This is a genomic window from Mesorhizobium carmichaelinearum, assembly GCF_900199455.1.
In the GTDB taxonomy this organism is placed as follows: domain Bacteria; phylum Pseudomonadota; class Alphaproteobacteria; order Rhizobiales; family Rhizobiaceae; genus Mesorhizobium; species Mesorhizobium carmichaelinearum.
Map to the genome: position 1 here is coordinate 1 of NZ_FZQR01000099.1, position 2,441 is coordinate 2,441.

Genomic DNA, 2,441 nt, shown 5'->3' on the forward strand with positions numbered 1-2,441 from the left:
CGGGCCAGACCACGAAGACGGCGTCATGGCCTTCTCCGAATTCGGCATCGAAAGCCTTCAAAACCTCATCGCCATCCATCGCGACGGAAACAAATAGGTCCGTCCGCGTCCCTCACCGGATGGATACTCAACGCATGACTGAGGCCTGTGATCAGCCGCTCGCGAACGTCGAGCAATTCATCGAGGCTGACCTCGATCTGCGACATGCGTAAAAACTCACCTTCGTAGATGCCGGCAATGTCCTTACGGGTGGGCTTAAGGAGCTCCGCCATCGTGCGCTTATGACTGATTAGGTAGACGAGAAAGGTTTTCACCAAATCCTCGGTCAACCCTTCATTTTCGAGCAGCAGTTTGACATCGAAGAGATCTCGCGGATGTTGGCGGTCGAGCGCGGCGCAGATTTTTCCGGCATAGAGATCGGGGATCGAAAGAAGCTGCATTTCGACGAAGCCGAACTGCTCTTCGACCGCAGGCGCCACCTCTCGTAGTTCCTCCGGAAATACCGAGCCGCGCAGCACCGGTGAGAGCTCGATTTTGATCCGATCCGCGCCTTGCGTCACGAAAAGGCGCAAGGCATCGCGCTGATCTTCGTATGATCGGATGATCTCCGTATCGGGCATAGCCATGGTAGATGGCGTCTGCTATGCGTGACAGGGCTTCAGCGATTTTCTTGAGCGCCTCGTCACGCTCGTCCATGGGCAGATAGACAAGATCTATATCGACGGAGAGCCGCGGCAGATCGCGAATAAAGAGATTGATGGCAGTGCCGCCTTTGAGGGCAAAACACTTCTCCGCCGCAACCAGCGGCAAGACACGCGTCAGGAGCCGGACTTGTCTGTAGTAAGGGCTGGTTGTGTCCACATCTCCTCCGGAACCGTTATGCGGTATTTTGGATCGAGTCTGCCGCCCTTGGCCAGCACTCTGTTGCCGCTACCAAGGCCAAGCTCATCGAGCGCTTCTGGTTTGGGAAGCTTCTTCAGCCAAGCGTAGGAATGACGCTCGGCCATCCAGTAGAACAGCCTTCGCAATTTGACGCTCGTGCACTTGTGCAAGAGCTGCTCCATGCGCTTTGGTGAGAGCGTGGTCATGCCCTGGAGAAGCTGGTCGGCATGCTCGAAGGATATGGCGCCCGGCACGTCCATCAGGACTTCAAGGTAAGCCCGCTCGGGCGACGACATTGTGAATGGCCAGGCGCTTGCCCGCTGACCCGGTATGTTGCTGTCCACGAAAGATCGCTCGTTTGTGTCGTACTCGCGGTTCACCAAACCGGAGCCGCCCAGCGAGGAAAGACGGTTGTGGCGGACGAACTGCACTGAAGGCAGCGCATTTTGTAGCCAAGCCGGCAAAGCGTCTTTGCCATAAAGGTGGACCGCGCGTTGCCGTGACAATGGCAGGTAGTGCGCAAATCCTTGCAATTCGAGCGCGGTCAGCCCGCCGACACTGAGGTCCGTACGGAAGATGGACTGCAACGCGACGACGACGCCCTGCCACGTCAGGTGTGTACCAAGGCGTATATAGACACCGGATGCGAGCGGCGTGAGCTGCCTGCTTTTGATCAGATTGTCTAGTGCGTGGCGATCGAAGTCCGGATTCTGCTCAGCCAGCCAACGCTTCGTCACTGGAAGCCCCTGGGGCACCAGATTTTGCAGCAATTGTCTCCGGGTCGGTGTTCGTTGGCATAGGTTTATAAAAATCGCTACCGCGCGGCGATGATCGCCGCATTTCATGGCTCCTTTAAACTATCACATTTAACGTGAATTTACAACATTTCAAAAACGCGGCGATCATCGCCGCACAATTGATAAAAATTAAACCATGCTTTCCCGGTCGCCCAAGCAGTCCATCACCGTCGCTTCTTCAAGGAGGCAGCGATGGCAGTTGAATGGACGATCACGATCGAGGGCAGGAACGAATTTGGCGACACCTGCCGGAAGGAGGTCCGCATCGACAAGAGCTGGAAGGGCTTGTTCGACGGCGATATCGGCTTGTCGATCAACGATGGAAAGAAAATCATAGCAACCCTGCAGAGCGCGGTCGTCAGCCACGAGGCGGAGACCTACTCGCTCTTTCGCCGCGTCTGCCCGGATTGCCACACGTTCCGGCCGGTCAAGGGCTATACGACACGCCGAATCCGAACTGTCTTCGGCACGGTGGAGGACCGCAATCCCCGTTGGATGCTCTGCCGGGATTGCCATCCTGGCATGGTCGCTGCCTTCGCACCACTGAACGAGATCTGCCCTGATCGAGCCACGCCTCGCGGCGACTCCCGCCAAAGGCTTTGCCAACGCCTGACTTGCAACGCGACCACAGTCCACAGCTTTGGTGCGTGGATCATTTTTCAAGGGTTTGCCGATAGGCCGGCGAGATCGTCAATGACATGATCTTCTGATGCCCTACAAACATAATGCCAGCCGCCGTCACCGGATCCCGAAGATGAAATT

Annotated in this window: 3 protein-coding genes and 1 pseudogene; 1 reads left to right on the forward strand and 3 read right to left on the reverse strand. The window is 56.7% G+C overall.

Going from position 1 to position 2,441, the window contains the following annotated elements; translation table 11 throughout:
* Window positions 1-65: 65 nt before the first annotated feature.
* From CKW40_RS42080 to CKW40_RS42085, 3 genes and pseudogenes are all read right to left on the reverse strand, one after another.
* Entirely contained in the window at window positions 66-626 is a 561-nt protein-coding gene (locus tag CKW40_RS42080; RefSeq protein ID WP_198421198.1) for a nucleotidyl transferase AbiEii/AbiGii toxin family protein, read from the reverse strand.
* Between the two features lie 25 nt (window positions 627-651).
* Window positions 652-861 (reverse strand): annotated as a pseudogene (locus CKW40_RS45885) (nucleotidyl transferase AbiEii/AbiGii toxin family protein); the annotation flags it as partial.
* Entirely contained in the window at window positions 819-1,727 is a 909-nt protein-coding gene (locus tag CKW40_RS42085) for a type IV toxin-antitoxin system AbiEi family antitoxin domain-containing protein (RefSeq protein ID WP_095205362.1), read from the reverse strand. The pseudogene CKW40_RS45885 and the gene CKW40_RS42085, both read right to left, overlap by 43 nt.
* A 144-nt stretch (window positions 1,728-1,871) precedes the next feature.
* Between CKW40_RS42085 and CKW40_RS42090 the strand changes: the two genes are divergently transcribed.
* Entirely contained in the window at window positions 1,872-2,381 is a 510-nt protein-coding gene (locus tag CKW40_RS42090) for a hypothetical protein (RefSeq protein ID WP_095205363.1), read from the forward strand.
* Window positions 2,382-2,441: the final 60 nt, after the last annotated feature.

Bases quoted from the DNA above. Each gene is read 5' to 3' on its own strand.
- CKW40_RS42080 (WP_198421198.1), bottom strand. From the start codon at position 626: ATGGCTATGCCCGATACGGAGATCATCCGATCATACGAAGATCAGCGC.
- CKW40_RS42085 (WP_095205362.1), bottom strand. From the start codon at position 1,727: ATGAAATGCGGCGATCATCGCCGCGCGGTAGCGATTTTTATAAACCTA.
- CKW40_RS42090 (WP_095205363.1), top strand. From the start codon at position 1,872: ATGGCAGTTGAATGGACGATCACGATCGAGGGCAGGAACGAATTTGGC.